Here is an 18169-nt window from a genome sequence, read left to right as displayed (position 1 = left end):
ATAACCACACCGAAGTGTGGTTATGATTAAAACACCCGGAATTACTGGGTGCTGGTCGTCGTAGTGGTCGTGGTTCCGGTATTGGAGCCATCACCGCCACCGGTTGCCGCCAGCGCGACACCCACGGCTGAACTTACGGTGCTGGTGCTGGCCGCGGTAGAACTCCCCGCAGACGCAGACGTCGCTGCCGACCCTGCTGCTTCCCCGACCTGGACCGGAGCTGCATAGACAGATGTCGCCGCAAGTGCAGATATGGCAAAAATGCCATACAGTACTTTCTTCATAACAATTTCCCTTCAATGAATGAATGGAGATTTGCCCGAAAAGAAATTCAGGCGGATTCGAGTATACACAACTAAAGCAGAGGGTTTGCCGTACGGATAAATAGAGGAAGGGTTTTCGGACTATTGGATAAATGTGAAGTATAAGAATAATTAACTAATAAATTATCCATTTAAAATCAAATAGATATAATTACATAAGGCGAAAGTAACTCTCCGTATAATCCTAAAATAAACCGCACTCATTAACGGGTTAAAAGGTATTTTCGGATAAAACTCATAACGGGAATTTGAGTTAAATAACAGACATCAGGAATTATCTGATAAAAAAATGCCGGCATATCGCCGGCACGTTTTTATGACGATTTAATTACGCGCGCCATGCTTTATAACGGTTAATCAAACCATTTGTCGAGCTGTCGTGGCTGCTGATCGCTTTGTCATCGCCCAGTTCAGGCAGAATACGGTTCGCCAGCTGTTTACCCAGCTCAACGCCCCACTGATCGAAGGTGAAGATGTTCAGGATTGCGCCCTGCGTGAAGATCTTATGCTCATACAGAGCAATCAGCGCACCCAGGCTGAACGGCGTGATTTCACGCAGCAGGATGGAGTTGGTTGGACGGTTGCCTTCGAACACTTTGAACGGCACAACGTGTTCCAGGGTGGCCGGATCTTTACCCTGGTCACGGTATTCCTGCTCTACCACCTCGCGGGATTTACCAAACGCCAGCGCTTCGGTCTGAGCAAAGAAGTTAGACAGCAGTTTAGGATGGTGATCAGACAGTGGATTGTGGGTGATAGCCGGGGCGATGAAATCGCACGGTACCATTTTGGTCCCCTGGTGAATCAGCTGGTAGAACGCGTGCTGACCGTTGGTGCCTGGCTCACCCCAGATGATTGGGCCAGTCTGGTAATCCACCGCGTTGCCGTTACGGTCAACGTATTTACCGTTGGATTCCATATTGCCCTGCTGGAAGTAAGCCGCGAAGCGGTGCATGTACTGGTCGTACGGCAGGATCGCTTCGGTCTCTGCGCCGAAGAAGTTGTTGTACCAGATACCGATCAGCGCCAGCAGCACCGGCAGGTTTTTCTCAGGTGCGGTGGTGGAGAAGTGTTTGTCCATCGCGTGCGCGCCGGAGAGCAGCTCAACAAAGTTGTCGAAGCCCACGGAGAGAATGATAGACAGGCCGATCGCAGACCACAGAGAGTAGCGGCCACCAACCCAGTCCCAGAACTCGAACATGTTCGCGGTGTCGATACCGAACTCGCCAACCGCTTTACCGTTGGTGGACAGCGCTGCGAAGTGTTTCGCCACGTGCTTGTTGTCACCTGCGATTTTCAGGAACCAGTCGCGCGCGCTGTGGGCGTTGGTCATGGTTTCCTGGGTGGTGAAGGTTTTAGAGGCCACCAGGAACAGTGTAGTTTCCGGGTTCACGTTCTTCAGCACTTCGGCGATGTGGGTACCATCGACGTTGGAGACAAAGTGCATATTGAGATGATTTTTGTATGGGCGCAGCGCTTCGGTCACCATGAACGGGCCGAGGTCAGAACCGCCGATACCGATGTTCACCACGTCGGTGATGGCTTTGCCGGTGTAGCCTTTCCAGCTTCCGGAGATGATTGCTTCAGAGAAGGCTTTCATCTTTTCCAGCACCGCGTTCACTTCCGGCATCACATCTTTGCCGTCAACGATGATTGGCGTATTGCTACGGTTACGCAGAGCCACATGCAGCACGGCACGGTCTTCGGTACGGTTGATCTTCTCACCGGAGAACATGGATTTGATGGCGTCTGCCAGTTCCGTCTCTTTCGCCAGATCCTGCAGTTTCGCCAGCGTCTCTTCGGTGATGCGGTTTTTGGAGAAATCCACCAGCATCAGATCATCGAAGGTCGCGGAGAATTTGTTGAAACGATCGGCATCTTTCGCGAACAGCTCCGCGATGGTGACGTCTTTCATTTCATCAAAATGTTTTTGTAGTGCCTGCCAGGCAGCGGTCTGCGTTGGGTTGATGTTTTTCATTAGCAATACTCTTCTGATTTGAGGATTGTGACTGCGGTCGATTGTAGCGCCTGCAAATAAAAATTGTGATGGTTTTTATGCCATTGCCCTGGCCTGCATCAAACGCAGGTGAAAAGACCCGAAAAGTATAGCTGCTGACGCGCCCACCCGTGGCGGCGAAATGTCGGTCAAAACCGGGGAAAACGGAGCATAAAATATGGCCCTGTTATAAGTCCTGTTTCTCAGGGGTACCCCCCCATGAAAAATCCGCATAATCCCGGCATTGACAGGACCTCCCCCACATTTTATTTATAGGGCCGTATTTTGCGCCTGCACCTGTTTTCGTTTCATTCTTGTGCCATGGTCGCTTTATTCATTCCCTGACACGAGGTTGTTATGACGAGTTTTGTGGTCGCCAAGTTTGGCGGCACCAGTGTGGCAGATTACGATGCCATGAACCGCAGCGCCGATGTGGTGCTGGCCGATCCGAATACCCGCCTGGTAGTGCTTTCTGCCTCTGCTGGCGTGACGAACCTGCTGGTTTCTCTGTCTGAAGGGCTGGAGGCCACCGAGCGCTTCGTTAAGCTGGACGCACTGCGCAAAATTCAGTTCGATATCCTTGAACGTCTGCAGAACCCGAACGTGATCCGTGAAGAAGTGGAGCGTCTGCTGGAAAATATCACCACGCTGGCAGAAGCGGCTTCTCTGGCCACCTCCACCGCCCTGACCGATGAGCTGGTCAGCCACGGTGAGCTCATGTCCACCCTGCTGTTTGTTGAAATCATGCGTGAACGTAACGTTCAGGCACAGTGGTTCGACGTGCGTAAAATCATGCGCACCAGCGATCGCTTTGGCCGCGCCGAGCCGGACGTGGAAGCGCTGGCCGAGTTGACCAATCAGCAACTGGTTCCACGCCTGGATGAGGGTATCGTGATCACCCAGGGCTTTATCGGCAGCGAAGCCAAAGGACGCACCACCACGCTTGGCCGTGGCGGCAGTGATTACACCGCGGCACTGTTGGGTGAAGCGCTGCATGCGACCCGTGTGGATATCTGGACTGACGTCCCGGGGATTTACACCACCGATCCACGCGTCGTCTCTGCGGCAAAACGTATTGATGTGATTGCGTTTGAAGAAGCGGCGGAAATGGCGACCTTCGGTGCGAAAGTGCTGCACCCGGCAACGCTGCTGCCTGCCGTGCGTAGTGATATCCCGGTCTTCGTCGGTTCAAGTAAAGATCCGAAAGCGGGCGGTACGCTGGTGTGCAAGAAAACCGAAAATCCACCGCTGTTCCGCGCGCTGGCCCTGCGCCGTAAGCAAACGCTGGTTACGCTGCACAGCCATAATATGCTGCACTCGCGCGGCTTCCTGGCGGAAGTGTTTGGCATCCTGGCGCGTCATAACATCTCCGTGGATCTGATCACCACCTCCGAAGTGAGTATCGCACTGACGCTGGACACCACAGGTTCAACCTCAACGGGTGACACCCTGCTGACCCAGTCGCTGCTGATTGAGCTGTCAGAACTGTGCCGCGTGGAAGTAGAAGAAAACCTGGCGCTGGTGGCCATCATCGGTAATAAGCTGTCGCGCGCCTGTGGCGTGGGCAAAGAGGTCTTCGGTGTGCTCGACCCGTTCAATATCCGCATGATTTGCTACGGTGCCTCCAGCTACAACCTCTGCTTCCTGGTGCCTGCTGAGCAGGCAGAACAGGTGGTGCAGAAACTTCATCAGAATTTGTTTGAATAAAATTCGTTAGCACGATAAACAATATCTATAAGCCGGGCACAGACCCGGCTTTTTTATAACTAAACAACACGACAATACTGCAAGGAATATCTATGTTATCCGCCATCACCCGGCTGTTCCCGTTATGGGCGCTGCTGCTCTCCATACTCGCGTATTACACCCCCACTACGTTCACGGGCATTGGTCCGTGGGTGACTACGTTGCTGATGCTGATTATGTTCGGCATGGGTGTGCATCTAAAAATCGACGACTTTAAACGCGTGCTCTCACGCCCGGCTCCGGTTGCTGCAGGGATTTTCCTGCACTACCTGGTGATGCCCCTTGCGGCCTGGCTGCTGGCAATGGCCTTTAAGATGCCACCCGACCTCTCCGCCGGGATGGTGCTGGTGGGCAGCGTGGCCAGCGGAACCGCCTCCAATGTCATGATCTATCTGGCAAAAGGCGATGTGGCGCTCTCCGTAACCATCTCTTCGGTATCCACGCTGGTGGGCGTGATTGCCACGCCGCTGCTAACACGCCTGTACGTTGACGCCCATATTCAGGTGGACGTGATGGGAATGCTGCTGAGCATTTTGCAAATCGTGGTGATCCCGATCGCGTTGGGCCTTGTCATTCACCACCTGTTCCCGCGCGTGGTAAAAGCCGTTGAGCCCTATCTGCCTGCGTTTTCGATGGTCTGTATTCTGGCCATTATCAGCGCCGTGGTAGCCGGTTCTGCGTCGCACATTGCATCCGTGGGCTTTGTCGTGATTATCGCGATAGTGTTGCATAACACCATTGGCCTGCTGGGCGGATACTGGGGCGGGAAACTGTTTGGCTTCGATGAATCCACCTGCCGGACGCTGGCAATTGAAGTAGGGATGCAGAACTCCGGTCTGGCAGCGGCACTCGGGAAAATTTACTTCTCGCCGCTGGCGGCTCTGCCTGGTGCGCTCTTCTCGGTCTGGCATAACCTGTCCGGTTCGCTGCTGGCGGGATACTGGTCCGGCAAACCGATAGAAGAAAAACCACAGAAAACAGATGAATATCGTCTTTAACAGTCGGGTGGCGCTACGCTAACCCGACCTACACTCTCCGCAGGCGCAAGCCGGGGAAAAAAGGGGCTTAACGCCCCTTCTTTTTACGTCCCGGTTGCGTAAAGCGTTTACCTGCGGGCTTGCCTCGCCCTTTCTCTTCCGACTGCGGTGCTTTCACGACCGGGCGTTTAATCGCCTGAGTTTTCGGTTTGGCTTTGGCCTTCGGCTTTGCTTCAGACGAGGAGTTCTCGATAAGCTTAAACAGCTCGATCAGTTCATCATCGGTTAAATCACGCCACTCGCCCAGCGGGATACCGGACAGGCTGACGTTCATGATGCGCGTGCGTTCCAGCTTCGTCACTTCATAACCGAAGTATTCGCACATACGGCGGATCTGACGATTCAGGCCCTGCACCAGGGTAATGCGGAACGCGAACGGCGCTTCTTTCTTCACCTTACACTTTTTCGTGACGGTACCGAGGATGGGTACACCGGCGCCCATGCCGCGAATAAATTCGTCCGTGACCGGCTTATTCACCGTCACGATATACTCTTTCTCGTGGTCATTCCCGGCACGCAGAATCTTATTCACCAGATCGCCGTGGTTAGTGAGGAAAATCAGCCCCTGCGAGTCTTTATCCAGACGGCCAATCGGGAAGATACGGCTGCTGTGGTTAACGAAATCAACGATGTTGTCCCGCTCGCCATCTTCTGTGGTGCTGACAATCCCAACCGGTTTATTCAACGCGATAAACACCAGGTCTTCTGCATCACGCGGTTCGATGAGCTGACCATTCACTTTGACCACGTCGCCAGGCATCACCTGGTCACCAATAGTGGCGCGTTTGCCGTTGAGGAACACATTACCTTGTTCGATGTAACGGTCCGCCTCGCGACGTGAGCAGATCCCGCTCTCGCTAATGTATTTGTTTAATCGGATTGATTGAGTTGGCAGCATAGTTTCTCCTGTGAAGGGCGAAATATACCTTAGGTCTGGGCAGGAAAAAAAGATTAGCCGACGGTAACTGAGACGGGTTTTTTAGTTTGCGAGACACTTTCAGGATTTAGCGTCAGGCCATTTATCCTTGAGCTAACTCCTTTTAGCTTTACTCCCCACATACATTTATTTGTAGTTTATAAATCACAGGGAGTAATATGAAGGAGATCGTTCAGACAGAATCCTTCCGACGCTGGGAGCAAAATTTAAAAGATCGGCGAGCAAGGACCATTATCGCGTCCCGCCTCTTTCGGTTGGCAAATGGCTTAGCGGGCGACATAAAACCCGTGGGGGAAGGTATATGCGAGCTGAGGATCCACTTTGGTCCGGGCTACAGAATCTATTTTAAAGACCAGGGCAATTGCATCATCGTGCTGTTGTGTGGTGGTGACAAAAGCAGCCAGGCCAGAGACATACTTATGGCAAAAATGCTGAGCAATGTATCCCAATGGCAGGAGTGAATGAGCATGCATAAATTAACACCCTACGATCCAGCCATCGCGTTGGTGGATGATGAGGAAATAGCCGTGTTTATGGCTGATGCATTAGAAACCGGTGACTCAGCGTATATTGCTAAAGCTTTGGGCGTCATCGCGCGAGCGAAAGGGATGTCGACCATTTCACAGCAAACTGGCCTGTCACGGGAACAACTGTACCGATCATTTAGTGATAAGGGGAACCCAACGCTCAAAACCACGCTGGCGGTCATGAAAGCATTGGGTCTTGGGCTCACAATCAAACCCGCCGGGGATTAATACTCATCCCGCTCGTCATCTTCATCCGGCTGTTCCATCACGCTGTACGCCACCGCACAGAACAATGAGTTAAGGCGTTTCATATCCCCCAGTAGCCCCAGGTGCAGGGAGCTGGTTTCGATACTCTGCACGTTCTGCTGGTGCAGACGTTCAACGTGGGCGTGCGAGTAGCGGCGGTTGAGGATACGGAAGCGATGCTTGTTGCGGCGCAGACGGCGTGCGCTCGGCACATCGCTTGAGAAGAAGACCAGCATCGCCAGCTTCAGGTTGCTAAGAAGTTGTTCGTGCAGGGCTTCCAGCTCCTTCAGCCCTTCGACGGAGAACGCACGGCGGGCGGCCAGAGATTTGTCAGCAATTTCACTGCCCATCCGCTCCACAATATCCGAAGCCTGCTCAAGGTTAAGCGACATCTCTATGATTTCCGCCCAGCGGCGGGACTCCTCTTCCGCCAGTTCATCCTGCGGGATGCGCGCCAGATAGAGCTTGATAGCGGTATAAAGCACGTTGATATCATCCGCCAGCCGGCGCAACTCTTTCTCTTCCCGCGGCTCGCCGTGCATCACCTTTTGCAGGCCTTCGAGCATGGTTTCCATCGCATCACCCATGCGCAGCGTCTCGCGGGCGGCATTGGCCAGCGCCAGCGCAGGAGTATCCAGCGCGGAAGTGTCCAGATGCTTCGGTTTCAGGCGCGCATCCAGCTCCGGTTCATCGCGTATAAGCCGTTCACAGAAGCGCGCCATTGGTTCAGCAAACGGCACCATCGCCAGGCAACGCACCAGGTTGTAGAAGACGTGGAAGTAGATCACCAGCTCTGCCTTCGGCAGAGAGAGGTTGTCCATCAGGTTCGCCAGTGGGTGCACAAACGGCAGAATAATCAGGCTGCCCACCAGCTTAAACAGCAGACTGCCGAGCGCCACGCGGCGGGCGGCAGCATTGGCAGCGCTGTTATTGAGCATCGCCAGCAGGCCCGAGCCGAGGTTAGCCCCGATCACCAGACACAGTGCGACCGGGAAGGAGATCGCCCCTGCGGCGGTGAGCGTGGCCGTCAGCAGCACCGCCGCCAGGCTGGAATAACTGACGATGGCAAACACCGCGCCGATGAGCGCATCCAGCATAATATCGCCGGTTAACGAGGCGAAGATAACCTGCACACCGTTGGCTTCGGTAATGGGCGTTACCGCCTGCACAATCAGCTCCAGCGCCAGCAGAATCAGCCCGAGGCCAATCCCCACGCGTCCAAGCTGGCCAGCGCGCGTCTGCTTACGCCCAAGGAAAAAGATGACCCCGATAAATATCAGCAGCGGCGACAGCCAGGAGAGATCGAAAGTCAGGATACGTGCCATCAGCGCGGTACCCACGTCAGCGCCCAGCACAATAACCAGTGCAGGGGCCAGCGCCACCAGATCCTGAGCGACAAACGATGTCACGAGCAATGTGGTCGCATTACTGCTCTGAACCAGCGCCGTTACGCCAATACCCGCGCAGAAGGCGAGCGGTTTCTTCTCCACGCTGCTGCTGAGAACGGTACGTAAACGTGCGCCAAACACGCGCATCACGCCGGTACGGACAATATGGGTGCCCCAGACCAGCAGTGCGACTGCCGAGAGCAGATGTAACAGGGTCAGCACGGAAGGTTATCCTCCTTATCGTTATTCATTTTCCTTAGGTCAGTATAAGGGTTTAAACGTAAGAAAGAGACAGGGCGCTCAATGAGCGCCCTGTTAGTTGTAAGGAAAAGTGACGGTCAGTCGGCGTCGTAGCCGAGATTCGGCGCTAACCAACGCTCCACTTCAGAGACGCTCATGCCTTTACGCAGTGCATAATCTTCAATCTGATCGCGCTGCAACTGCGCCACGGCAAAGTATTTGCTGTCCGGATGGCTGAAGTACCAGCCGGATACCGATGCCCCAGGCCACATCGCGAAAGATTCGGTCAGTTTCATTCCGGTATGGGCCTCAACGTCCAGCAGCTGCCAGATGGTGCCCTTTTCGGTATGTTCCGGACAGGCCGGGTAGCCGGGTGCCGGGCGGATCCCCTGGTAGTTTTCGCGGATCAGCTCCTCATTGCTGAGATTTTCATTCGCCGCGTAGCCCCAGTAAACCTTGCGTACGCGCTCATGCAGATACTCTGCGAACGCTTCCGCCAGACGATCGGCAATCGCTTTGACCATGATTTTGTTGTAATCATCGTGCTGCGCTTCAAAGGCATCCGCCAGGGCGTCCTCTTCCAGACCGCCGGTCACGGCGAAGGCACCGATGTAGTCGGCTTTACCACTCAGCTTCGGCGCAACAAAATCGGCCAGACAGTAGTTGGCAAACCCGACCTTTTCGGTTTGCTGGCGCAGGTGATGGCTTACGGTCAGCACGTGAGTGCGCGTCTCATCGCGATAAATTTCGATGTCGTCCCCCACGCGGTTAGCCGGGAACAGCCCCACCACGCCGCGCGGGTTAAGGGCTTTCTCGGCGCTGAGTTTGTCGAGCATGTCGTTGGCGTCTTTAAACAGGCGCTTCGCCTCTTCGCCGACAACCTCATCTTCCAGGATGCGCGGATATTTGCCTGCCAGCGACCAGGTCATAAAGAATGGTGTCCAGTCGATGTAGTTGCGCAGCGTTTCGATGTTGGCGGTCACCTCCTGCACGCCCAGGCGATGGGCAACCGGCGGCGTATAGCTCGCCCAGTCAAACGCCAGATCGTTATCGCGTGCCGCCTGAAGCGTCACCGGTGGGGTGCGCGGTTTCTTGCGGGCATGCTGAATGCGGACGGTTTCGTACTCTTTGCGGGTCCGGGCCACAAAGTCATCGCGCTGGGTGTCGGAGAGCAGCGCTGAGACCACGCCCACGGTGCGCGAGGCGTTCTGAACATAGACCGTCGGGCCGCTGTAGTTCTGCTCAATCTTCACCGCAGTATGCGCTTTTGAGGTGGTCGCCCCGCCAATCAGCAGCGGAATGGTGAAGCCCTGACGCTCCATCTCTTTCGCCACGTTAACCATCTCGTCGAGCGACGGGGTAATCAGCCCGGAAAGGCCAATCAGGTCAGCATTGACTTCGCGCGCGGTCCTGAGGATTTTATCCGCCGGCACCATTACGCCAAGGTCAATAATCTCGTAGTTATTGCACTGCAGCACCACACCGACAATGTTCTTTCCGATGTCATGCACGTCGCCCTTCACGGTGGCGATAACCATTTTACCGTTGCTGGAGCCCTGCTCTTTGCTGGCTTCGATGAACGGCTCCAGATACGCCACGGCCTGCTTCATCACGCGCGCGGACTTGACCACCTGCGGTAGGAACATTTTGCCCTCGCCGAACAGATCGCCCACCACGTTCATGCCGTCCATCAGCGGCCCTTCGATAACCTCGATGGGCCGGGCGGCCTGCTGGCGCGCCTCTTCGGTATCCTGCTCGATAAATTCGGTGATGCCTTTTACCAGCGAATATTCCAGCCGCTTCTTGACATCCCAGCTACGCCACTCGGCCTGCTGGACGTTGGCAGCGTCGTCCGATTTGCTGCCGCGGTATTTTTCTGCCAGATCGAGCAGCCGCTCGGTGGCGTCGTCACGGCGGTTGAGGATCACATCTTCCACCGCGTCGCGCAGTTCTGCGGGCAGATCGTCATAAATCGCCAGCTGTCCGGCGTTGACGATCCCCATATCCATCCCGTTGCGGATGGCGTAGTAGAGGAATACGGCGTGGATCGCTTCACGTACCGGGTCGTTGCCGCGGAACGAGAACGACACGTTCGAGACGCCGCCGGAGATCAGCGCATGCGGCAGCTCACGTTTGATGTCTTCACACGCGCCGATAAAGTCCTGGGCGTAGTTATTGTGCTCTTCAATCCCGGTGGCGACGGCGAAGATGTTCGGGTCAAAGATGATGTCTTCCGGCGGGAAGCCCACCTCTTCGGTCAGGATCTTGTACGCACGGCGGCAAATCTCAATTTTGCGCTCGCGAGTGTCCGCCTGGCCCACTTCATCAAAGGCCATCACCACCACGGCCGCGCCGTAGCGGCGCACCATCTTCGCGTGGTGAATAAAGATATCGACCCCTTCTTTCATTGAGATGGAGTTGACGATACCTTTGCCCTGAATGCACTTCAGCCCTTTTTCGATCACTTCCCATTTGGAGGAGTCAATCATGATCGGCACGCGAGCGATATCCGGCTCGCCGGCGATCAGGTTGAGGAAACGTACCATCGCCGCCTCGGCGTCGAGCATCCCCTCATCCATGTTGATGTCGATGATCTGCGCGCCGCTTTCTACCTGCTGGCGGGCAACGTCCAGCGCTTCGCTGTACTTCTCTTCTTTGATCAGGCGTTTGAATTTCGCGGAACCGGTGACGTTGGTACGTTCCCCAACGTTCACAAACAGGCTGTCGTCACCGATGGTCAACGGCTCAAGGCCGGAGAGCCGGCAGGCAACCGGCAGCTCGGGCAGTTTACGCGGCGGCAGACCGGCCACGGCATTGCTCATTGCGGCGATGTGCTCTGGCGTGGTGCCGCAGCAGCCGCCAACGATATTCAGGAAACCGGATTCGGCCCATTCGCGGATCTGCGCCGCCATGGTGTCCGCATCCAGATCATATTCGCCAAAGGCGTTTGGCAGACCGGCGTTCGGGTGTGCGGTGACGTAGCATTCCGCAATACGTGACAGTTCCTGCACATACTGGCGCAGCTCATCCGGACCCAGCGCACAGTTCAGGCCGAAGGAGAGCGCTTCCGCGTGGCGCAAGGAGTTATAAAACGCTTCGGTGGTCTGCCCGGACAGGGTACGGCCAGAGGCATCGGTAATGGTGCCGGAAATCATAATTGGCAGCTCGACGCCCAGCGCCTCGAACTCCTCTTTCACCGCGTAAATCGCGGCTTTGGCATTGAGGGTATCGAAAACCGTTTCAATCAGGATCAGGTCGGAACCGCCTTCCACCAGCGCTTTGGTTGATTCACGGTAGGCTGCCACCAGCTGGTCAAAGGTGATGTTACGAAACGCCGGGTCGTTTACGTCCGGTGAAATAGAGGCGGTGCGGTTGGTTGGGCCGAGCACCCCGGCAACGTAGCGCGGTTTCTCCGGCGTGCGCGCCGTCCACGCGTCGGCACAGGCGCGGGCCAGCTTCGCCGCCTCATAGTTTATCTCCGCCGACAGGGATTCCATCTGGTAATCCGCCATGGCGATGGTTGTCGAGTTGAAGGTGTTGGTTTCAACGATATCCGCCCCCGCTTCGAAGTAGGCGTTGTGGATATCCGCAATCACCTGCGGTTTGCTTAATACCAGCAGGTCATTGTTACCTTTGAGATCGCATGGCCAGTCCGCAAAACGTTCGCCACGGAAATCGTCTTCACTGAGGCGATAGCTCTGGATCATGGTGCCCATGCCGCCGTCCAGCACCAGAATTCGTTCATTTAACTGCGCACGCAGTTGCTCTACTTTGCTGCTCACACTTGCTCCCGACAACGCTCAACCAGGCCAAAAGGCTGCGGTCCATACTGGCACAATCTTGCAGGGTGGAAAAGTCACACGGCGGTAACATGAGACATGTTCACTATCACTCATCCGATCAGTCAGGATAACGGTTGCAAAATCACCAAATAAAACGAAAATGATTTCCACGATACAGAAAAAGGAGATCGTCATGGTCACGACCGTTCCCGCGAAACGCGGCAGAAAACCTGCTGCCACCCCCGCCGCACAACAGGGTGGACAGGTTCAATCGCTTACACGCGGTTTGAAGCTGCTGGAATGGATAGCCGAGTCGCACAGCAGCGTGGCCCTGACGGAGCTGGCCCAACAGGCTGGTTTGCCGAACTCCACTACGCACAGGCTGCTGACCACCATGCAACAGCTTGGCTTTGTGCGTCAGGTTGGCGAGCTGGGGCACTGGGCAGTCGGCGCCCATGCGTTCATCGTCGGCAGCAGCTTCCTGCAAAGCCGCAACCTGCTTGCGATTGTGCACCCTATCCTGCGCAAATTAATGGAAGAGTCGGGCGAGACCGTGAATCTGGCCGTACTCGACCAGAGCGACCATCAGGCGATTATTATTGATCAGGTACAGTGTACCCAGCTGATGCGTATGTCAGCCCCCATTGGCGGTAAGCTGCCTATGCACGCGTCCGGCGCGGGGAAAGCCTTTCTGTCGCAGCTGAGCGAGGAACAGGTGACGGGGCTGCTGCACCGTAAAGGCCTACACGCCTATACCCACGCCACGCTGGTTTCACCGGTACATCTGAAAGAAGATCTGGCTCTGACCCGTAAGCGCGGCTATTCGTTTGACGACGAAGAGCACGCCCTGGGCCTGCGCTGCATTGCGGCCTGTATCTTTGACGAGCATCGCGAACCGTTTGCCGCCATCTCCATCTCGGGGCCGATTTCACGTATGACCGACGATCGCGTCACCGAGCTGGGTGCGCTGGTGATTAAGGCTGCGAAAGAGGTCACCCTGGCGTATGGTGGGATTCGCTAGGATTGGGTGCGGTCTGTTGCCCTCACCCCGGCCCTCTCCCACAGGGAGAGGGAGAAAACATGATGCCCTTACCCTGCGTGATAGGGAGAAAACCGGATGCAAAACCGCTGCTTACGACGGTAGGCGTACACATCTTCCACATGCCCGTTTTTGATCCGCGTTTGCAGCCCGCGCCAGTAGCTGGCACGAAACAGATCGGCATGCATCTCTTCAAACAATGGCCCAATACGCGGGTCGGCGCACAGCCAGTGGCGAAACTCCTCGGGAAAGACATCGCCCGGTGAGACGCTGTACCACGGCTCGCCGGAGAGTTCATCTTCCGGGTAACGGGGCGGCGGGATATCGCGGAAATTAACCTCGGTCATGTAGCAAATTTCATCGTAATCATAGAACACTACCCGCCCGTGTCGGGTCACGCCGAAGTTTTTAAACAGCATGTCGCCGGGGAAGATATTGGCGGCGGCAAGCTGACGAATCGCGTTGCCGTACTCTTCAATGGCATCTTTTAAAGCCTGACCGTCGGCCTGTTCCAGCCAGATATTCAGCGGCACCATACGGCGCTCGATATACAGATGGCTAATCGCTATTTTGTCGCCCAAATCGGTGATTTTTGCCGGTGCTTCCTGCAGTAACAGGGCCATTAAAGCCGGATCGATCTGCCGCTTATCCAGCACAAAATTTTCAAACTCCTGCGTATCCGCCATACGTCCGACGCGATCGTGTTCTTTCACCAGCTGATAGCAGGCACGAACATGCGCTGCGGTCATCTCTTTCTGCGGCGCGAATGTATCTTTGATGACCTTAAACACCCGGTCAAACCCCGGCAGCGTAAAGACCAGCATCACCATGCCGCGAATGCCGGGCGCTTCGATAAATTGCTCATCGGCGGTGGTGACATAACGCAAATACTCCCGGTAGCTTTCCGTTTTGGCATGCTTTTGACAGCCAATCGCCATATACAGCTCGGCGGTGGTTTTGCCCGGCAGGATCTCGCGCAGCCACTCCACCAGGGCGGCAGGCAGCGGAGCGTAGACCATAAAATAGGAGCGGGCGAAGCCAAACACAATGCTGGCCTCAGCGCTGGTGGTCAGGCAGGTATCGACAAACAGTTCGCCGTCATCGGTACGGTGTATGGGCAACAGAAACGGCACGGTGGCGGAGGGCGTCACCAGCTTGCCCACCAGCCATGCGGCTTTATTGCGGTAGAAAAGCTCGTTGGCGACCTGCAAATGGCAGTGGCTGAGAGCCTCTTCGCCAAAGGATTCGTGGAGATGGGCGATGATAAAGCCAATATCGCGGGCTTTATTCTCCCACGGCAAACGCAGCGGTAAATCTGTTAACACGCGGTGCAGGAGCTTCTCCCAGCCGTGGTCGGGGAAAAAATCCTTCGCCAGCGGGCGCGGAATGGTGCGAAAACGGCGCTCCGGCTGGGAGCTAAAAATAAATAACCGCTCAGGAGATAATGAGCGGTGGTCAAATAACCGGCAATACACGGAGTTGAAAAAGCTCTCCGCAATCTCGAAGCGCGGGTAGTCTGGCAACAAATGGGTGTAGTGCTCCTTAACGCGCAGTAAAAATGCCGCGTCAGGGTTTTTACCGTCGGTAATGCAGCGCAGTTGTTCCACCACCAAACCCACGTGATGATCGTAGAGGTGAATACGCTGCTTCATGGCCTGCTGGACCGCATGCCAGTCGGCGTGCTCAAAGCGCTGCTGCGCGCCGGAGGTGACTTCCAGAAAACGACCATACTGGGCATCGAAGCCCTGCAAAATAGTCTGTGCAATCAGTAATTCCAGACCACGCGACATAGATTCCCCCTCACCCCAACCCTCTCCCCAGAGGGGAGAGGGGGAAAAGATTAGAACTGTGCTTCTTCTGTTGACCCCGTTAAGGCAGTGACGGAGGAGGCGCCGCCCTGAATAATCGTGGTCACATTATCAAAGTAACCGGTTCCCACCTCCTGCTGATGAGAAACAAAGGTATAGCCCTCTTTGCCCGCGGCAAACTCCGGCTGCTGCACTTTCTCGACATAGTGCTTCATGCCTTCACCCTGCGCGTAGGCGTGCGCCAGGTCGAACATGTTGAACCACATGCTGTGGATCCCCGCCAGGGTGATGAACTGATACTTGTAGCCCATGTCTGACAGCTGCTGCTGGAAGCTGGCGATGGTTTTATCGTCCAGATTCTTCTGCCAGTTGAAGGACGGCGAGCAATTATAGGCCAGCAGTTTGCCCGGGTATTTGGCGTGGATAGCATCGGCAAAGCGTTTTGCCAGCGCCAGGTCCGGCGTGGAGGTTTCGCACCAGACCAGGTCTGCGTACGGTGCATACGCCAGGCCACGGCTGATGGCCTGCTCAATGCCAGCATGGGTACGATAGAATCCTTCGCTGGTGCGCTCGCCGGTAATGAACTCGCTGTCGTATGGATCGCAGTCAGAGGTGATCAGGTCAGCCGCGTCCGCGTCGGTACGGGCAATCACCAGCGTCGGCACGCCGAGCACGTCAGCGGCCAGACGCGCAGCGACCAGCTTCTGAATCGCTTCCTGGGTCGGGACCAGCACTTTGCCGCCCATGTGTCCGCATTTCTTCACCGAGGCCAGCTGATCTTCGAAGTGTACGGCCGCTGCACCGGCCTCAATCATCGATTTCATCAGCTCAAAGGCGTTCAGCACGCCGCCGAAACCGGCTTCTGCATCCGCGACGATCGGCAGGAAGTAGTCAATAAAGCGCGGATCGTTTGGCTCAATACCTGCCGCCCACTGGATCTGATCCGCACGGCGGAAGGTGTTGTTGATCCGATCCACCACCGACGGCACCGAGTTTGCCGGATAGAGCGACTGATCCGGATACATGCTGGAGGCCAGGTTGGCATCCGCCGCGACCTGCCAGCCGGAAAGATAAATGGCTTCGATACCGGCCTTCGCCTGCTGCAACGCCTGACCGCCGGTCAGTGCACCGAGGCTGTTGATGTAGCCCTTTTTGGAGCCGCCATGCAGCAGATGCCACATCTTCACCGCGCCATTTTGCGCCAGCGTGCATTCCGGATTGACCGAGCCACGCAGTTTCACCACTTCCTCAGCGCTGTATGGGCGACGGATACCTTCCCAGCGCGGCTGTGTCCACTCTTTCTTCAGTTCTTCGATTTGTTGGGTACGGGTTTTCATGTGCAGATGCTCCATATTGTTATGTGGTGGATTTACGCAAGCAGGCGGTAGCCTGGCAGGGTGAGGAAGTCGATTAAGTCATCTGAGGTTGTGATTTGCTCCATCAGGCGGGCGGCATCATCAAAACGTCCGCTGCTGAAGCGGTGTTCGCCCAGCTCGTCCTGAATGACGCGCATCTCTTCGGCCAGCATCTGGCGGAACAGGGATTTGGTCACCGGCTTGCCGTTGCTGAGCGTTTTCTGATGGTGGATCCACTGCCAGATAGAGGTACGGGAGATTTCTGCCGTCGCCGCGTCTTCCATAAGACCGTAGATGGGCACACAGCCGTTACCGGAGATCCACGCTTCGATGTACTGCACGGCCACGCGGATATTGGCACGCATGCCCTCTTCCGTGCGTTCACCCGAGCACGGCGCCAGAAGTTGCTCTTCTGCGATTGGGGCATCGTCATCACGGGTGACAAACAGCTGGTTTTTGTTGTCACCGAGTACGTGGTTAAAGACTTCCATTGCCGTATCGGCCAGGCCCGGATGGGCGATCCACGTGCCGTCGTGACCGTTACGCGCTTCAAGCTCCTTGTCAGCTTTCACCTTGTTGAGCACCTGATTGTTACGCTCAGCGTCTTTGCTCGGAATAAAGGCCGCCATGCCGCCCATCGCAAAGGCACCGCGCTTGTGGCAGGTTTTAATCAGCAGGCGCGAGTAGGCGCTGAGGAACGGTTTATCCATGGTGACAACCTGGCGATCCGGCAGTACGCGATCGGGGTGGTTTTTCAACGTTTTGATATAGCTGAAGATGTAGTCCCAGCGTCCGCAGTTCAGACCCACAATGTGATCGCGCAGAGCGTGCAGGATTTCATGCATCTGGAATACGGCAGGCAGCGTTTCAATCAGCAGGGTGGCTTTAATGGTGCCACGCGGCAGGTTGAAGCGATCTTCCGCGTAGCTGAACACCTCACTCCACCAGGCCGCTTCCTGCCAGGCCTGGGTCTTCGGCAGGTAGAAATAGGGGCCACTGCCTTTTGCCAGCAGGTTTTTGTGGTTGTGGAAGAAATAGAGGGCAAAATCAAACAGGCTGCCCGGAATCGCTTCTCCGCGCCACGTGACGTGTTTTTCCGGCAGGTGCAGGCCGCGTACGCGGCAGATCAGAACCGCCGGATTGGGTTTCAGCTGATAAATTTTACCGGCTTCGTTGGTATAGCTGATGGTGCCATTAACGGCATCGCGCAGGTTGATCTGCCCGTCGATCACTTTACGCCAGTCCGGGGCCAGGGAGTCCTCAAAATCCGCCATAAAGACTTTAACGTTGGCGTTCATGGCGTTGATCACCATTTTGCGCTCTACCGGACCAGTGATCTCAACGCGGCGATCCTGCAAATCTTCAGGGATGCCGCGGATTTTCCAGTCGCCGCGTCGAATGGAAGCGGTTTCCGAAATAAACCCAGGCAGCTTGCCATTATCAATTTCCTGCTGTTGATGAATGCGTGCAGCCAGCAGCTTATTGCGCTGCGGCGTAAAGCGGGTCACCAGTTCAGTCAGGAATTCAACCGCCTCAGCCGTCAAAATTTGCTGTTCTTGCTCGCCATACGGCTGGGTAAAGGCCAGTTCATCGACCGTCGTTGCCTGTTGAGTCATCACTCTGCTCCTCATCAAAGATCCAAATTCACATCCCCAATGCGAACGAAAGATCGTTGTGTAGTTTTCGCTCAGCAGAATTAAGACTATCTCTATTTTTTCCAAAATCAAAAACAACTTCCATTTTAA

The 18169-nt window shown here is 55.6% G+C and carries 13 protein-coding genes; 5 read left to right on the top strand and 8 right to left on the bottom strand.

Going from position 1 to position 18169, the window contains the following annotated elements:
* Positions 1 to 41 precede the first annotated feature (41 nt).
* Positions 42 to 284, bottom strand: a complete 243-nt coding sequence (gene yjbE, locus ECL_RS01365; protein ID WP_013095034.1) for an exopolysaccharide production protein YjbE — start codon at positions 282 to 284, stop codon at positions 42 to 44.
* A gap of 367 nt (positions 285 to 651) precedes the next feature.
* A complete protein-coding gene (gene pgi / locus ECL_RS01360; RefSeq protein WP_013095033.1) occupies positions 652 to 2301 on the bottom strand; it encodes a glucose-6-phosphate isomerase in 1650 nt (549 codons plus the stop codon).
* A gap of 375 nt (positions 2302 to 2676) precedes the next feature.
* On the opposite strand from pgi, the gene lysC reads away from it, so the two are divergent.
* Both lysC and panS read left to right on the top strand, forming a co-directional pair.
* The gene (gene lysC, locus ECL_RS01355) at positions 2677 to 4026 is read left to right on the top strand and encodes a lysine-sensitive aspartokinase 3 (protein WP_013095032.1); all 1350 of its coding nucleotides are present in this window, start codon (positions 2677 to 2679) and stop codon (positions 4024 to 4026) included.
* Between the two features lie 92 nt (positions 4027 to 4118).
* Positions 4119 to 5063 (top strand): ketopantoate/pantoate/pantothenate transporter PanS, encoded by a 945-nt coding sequence (gene panS / locus ECL_RS01350; protein ID WP_013095031.1) that lies wholly within the window; start codon positions 4119 to 4121, stop codon positions 5061 to 5063.
* 67 nt (positions 5064 to 5130) lie between these two features.
* Here the strand turns inward: panS and rluF are convergent, their stop codons facing one another.
* Positions 5131 to 6000, bottom strand: coding sequence for a 23S rRNA pseudouridine(2604) synthase RluF (rluF, locus tag ECL_RS01345; protein WP_013095030.1), 870 nt, complete (start codon positions 5998 to 6000; stop codon positions 5131 to 5133).
* Between the two features lie 197 nt (positions 6001 to 6197).
* Here rluF and ECL_RS01340 point away from each other — a divergent pair, with 197 nt between their 5' ends.
* Both ECL_RS01340 and ECL_RS01335 read left to right on the top strand, forming a co-directional pair.
* Positions 6198 to 6500 (top strand): type II toxin-antitoxin system RelE/ParE family toxin, encoded by a 303-nt coding sequence (locus ECL_RS01340; protein WP_029882644.1) that lies wholly within the window; start codon positions 6198 to 6200, stop codon positions 6498 to 6500.
* A gap of 6 nt (positions 6501 to 6506) precedes the next feature.
* The gene (locus ECL_RS01335) at positions 6507 to 6794 is read left to right on the top strand and encodes an addiction module antidote protein (protein ID WP_013095028.1); all 288 of its coding nucleotides are present in this window, start codon (positions 6507 to 6509) and stop codon (positions 6792 to 6794) included.
* Here ECL_RS01335 and ECL_RS01330 read toward each other — a convergent pair.
* Both ECL_RS01330 and metH read right to left on the bottom strand, forming a co-directional pair.
* Positions 6791 to 8422, bottom strand: coding sequence for a Na/Pi cotransporter family protein (locus ECL_RS01330; protein ID WP_013095027.1), 1632 nt, complete (start codon positions 8420 to 8422; stop codon positions 6791 to 6793). The two genes, ECL_RS01335 and ECL_RS01330, sit on opposite strands and share 4 nt — an antisense overlap.
* 116 nt (positions 8423 to 8538) lie before the next feature.
* On the bottom strand, positions 8539 to 12222 hold the full coding sequence (metH, locus tag ECL_RS01325; RefSeq protein WP_013095026.1) for a methionine synthase: 3684 nt from the start codon (positions 12220 to 12222) through the stop codon (positions 8539 to 8541).
* A 193-nt stretch (positions 12223 to 12415) separates the two neighbouring features.
* On the opposite strand from metH, the gene iclR reads away from it, so the two are divergent.
* Positions 12416 to 13243, top strand: coding sequence for a glyoxylate bypass operon transcriptional repressor IclR (iclR, locus tag ECL_RS01320; RefSeq protein ID WP_013095025.1), 828 nt, complete (start codon positions 12416 to 12418; stop codon positions 13241 to 13243).
* 68 nt (positions 13244 to 13311) lie between these two features.
* Here the strand turns inward: iclR and aceK are convergent, their stop codons facing one another.
* From aceK to aceB, 3 genes are read right to left on the bottom strand one after another with little or no spacing between them, the layout of a single operon-like run.
* Positions 13312 to 15051, bottom strand: a complete 1740-nt coding sequence (gene aceK, locus ECL_RS01315) for a bifunctional isocitrate dehydrogenase kinase/phosphatase (RefSeq protein ID WP_013095024.1) — start codon at positions 15049 to 15051, stop codon at positions 13312 to 13314.
* A gap of 50 nt (positions 15052 to 15101) precedes the next feature.
* The gene (gene aceA, locus ECL_RS01310; RefSeq protein ID WP_013095023.1) at positions 15102 to 16406 is read right to left on the bottom strand and encodes an isocitrate lyase; all 1305 of its coding nucleotides are present in this window, start codon (positions 16404 to 16406) and stop codon (positions 15102 to 15104) included.
* Positions 16407 to 16438: 32 nt separating this feature from the next.
* Positions 16439 to 18040, bottom strand: coding sequence for a malate synthase A (aceB, locus tag ECL_RS01305; protein ID WP_013095022.1), 1602 nt, complete (start codon positions 18038 to 18040; stop codon positions 16439 to 16441).
* Positions 18041 to 18169 lie beyond the last annotated feature (129 nt).

Source organism: Enterobacter cloacae subsp. cloacae ATCC 13047 (assembly GCF_000025565.1).
GTDB lineage: Bacteria > Pseudomonadota > Gammaproteobacteria > Enterobacterales > Enterobacteriaceae > Enterobacter > Enterobacter cloacae.
The sequence above is the reverse complement of the archived record's forward strand: the minus strand, read 5'-3'. Positions and strand labels throughout refer to the sequence as shown.

What these genes read in the sequence shown, in the direction of transcription:
- aceA (WP_013095023.1), bottom strand. Translation starts at nt 16,406, where the DNA reads ATGAAAACCCGTACCCAACAAATCGAAGAACTGAAGAAAGAGTGGACA.
- pgi (WP_013095033.1), bottom strand. Translation starts at nt 2,301, where the DNA reads ATGAAAAACATCAACCCAACGCAGACCGCTGCCTGGCAGGCACTACAA.
- panS (WP_013095031.1), top strand. Translation starts at nt 4,119, where the DNA reads ATGTTATCCGCCATCACCCGGCTGTTCCCGTTATGGGCGCTGCTGCTC.
- rluF (WP_013095030.1), bottom strand. Translation starts at nt 6,000, where the DNA reads ATGCTGCCAACTCAATCAATCCGATTAAACAAATACATTAGCGAGAGC.
- aceB (WP_013095022.1), bottom strand. Translation starts at nt 18,040, where the DNA reads ATGACTCAACAGGCAACGACGGTCGATGAACTGGCCTTTACCCAGCCG.
- iclR (WP_013095025.1), top strand. Translation starts at nt 12,416, where the DNA reads ATGGTCACGACCGTTCCCGCGAAACGCGGCAGAAAACCTGCTGCCACC.
- ECL_RS01335 (WP_013095028.1), top strand. Translation starts at nt 6,507, where the DNA reads ATGCATAAATTAACACCCTACGATCCAGCCATCGCGTTGGTGGATGAT.
- ECL_RS01340 (WP_029882644.1), top strand. Translation starts at nt 6,198, where the DNA reads ATGAAGGAGATCGTTCAGACAGAATCCTTCCGACGCTGGGAGCAAAAT.
- aceK (WP_013095024.1), bottom strand. Translation starts at nt 15,051, where the DNA reads ATGTCGCGTGGTCTGGAATTACTGATTGCACAGACTATTTTGCAGGGC.
- lysC (WP_013095032.1), top strand. Translation starts at nt 2,677, where the DNA reads ATGACGAGTTTTGTGGTCGCCAAGTTTGGCGGCACCAGTGTGGCAGAT.
- yjbE (WP_013095034.1), bottom strand. Translation starts at nt 284, where the DNA reads ATGAAGAAAGTACTGTATGGCATTTTTGCCATATCTGCACTTGCGGCG.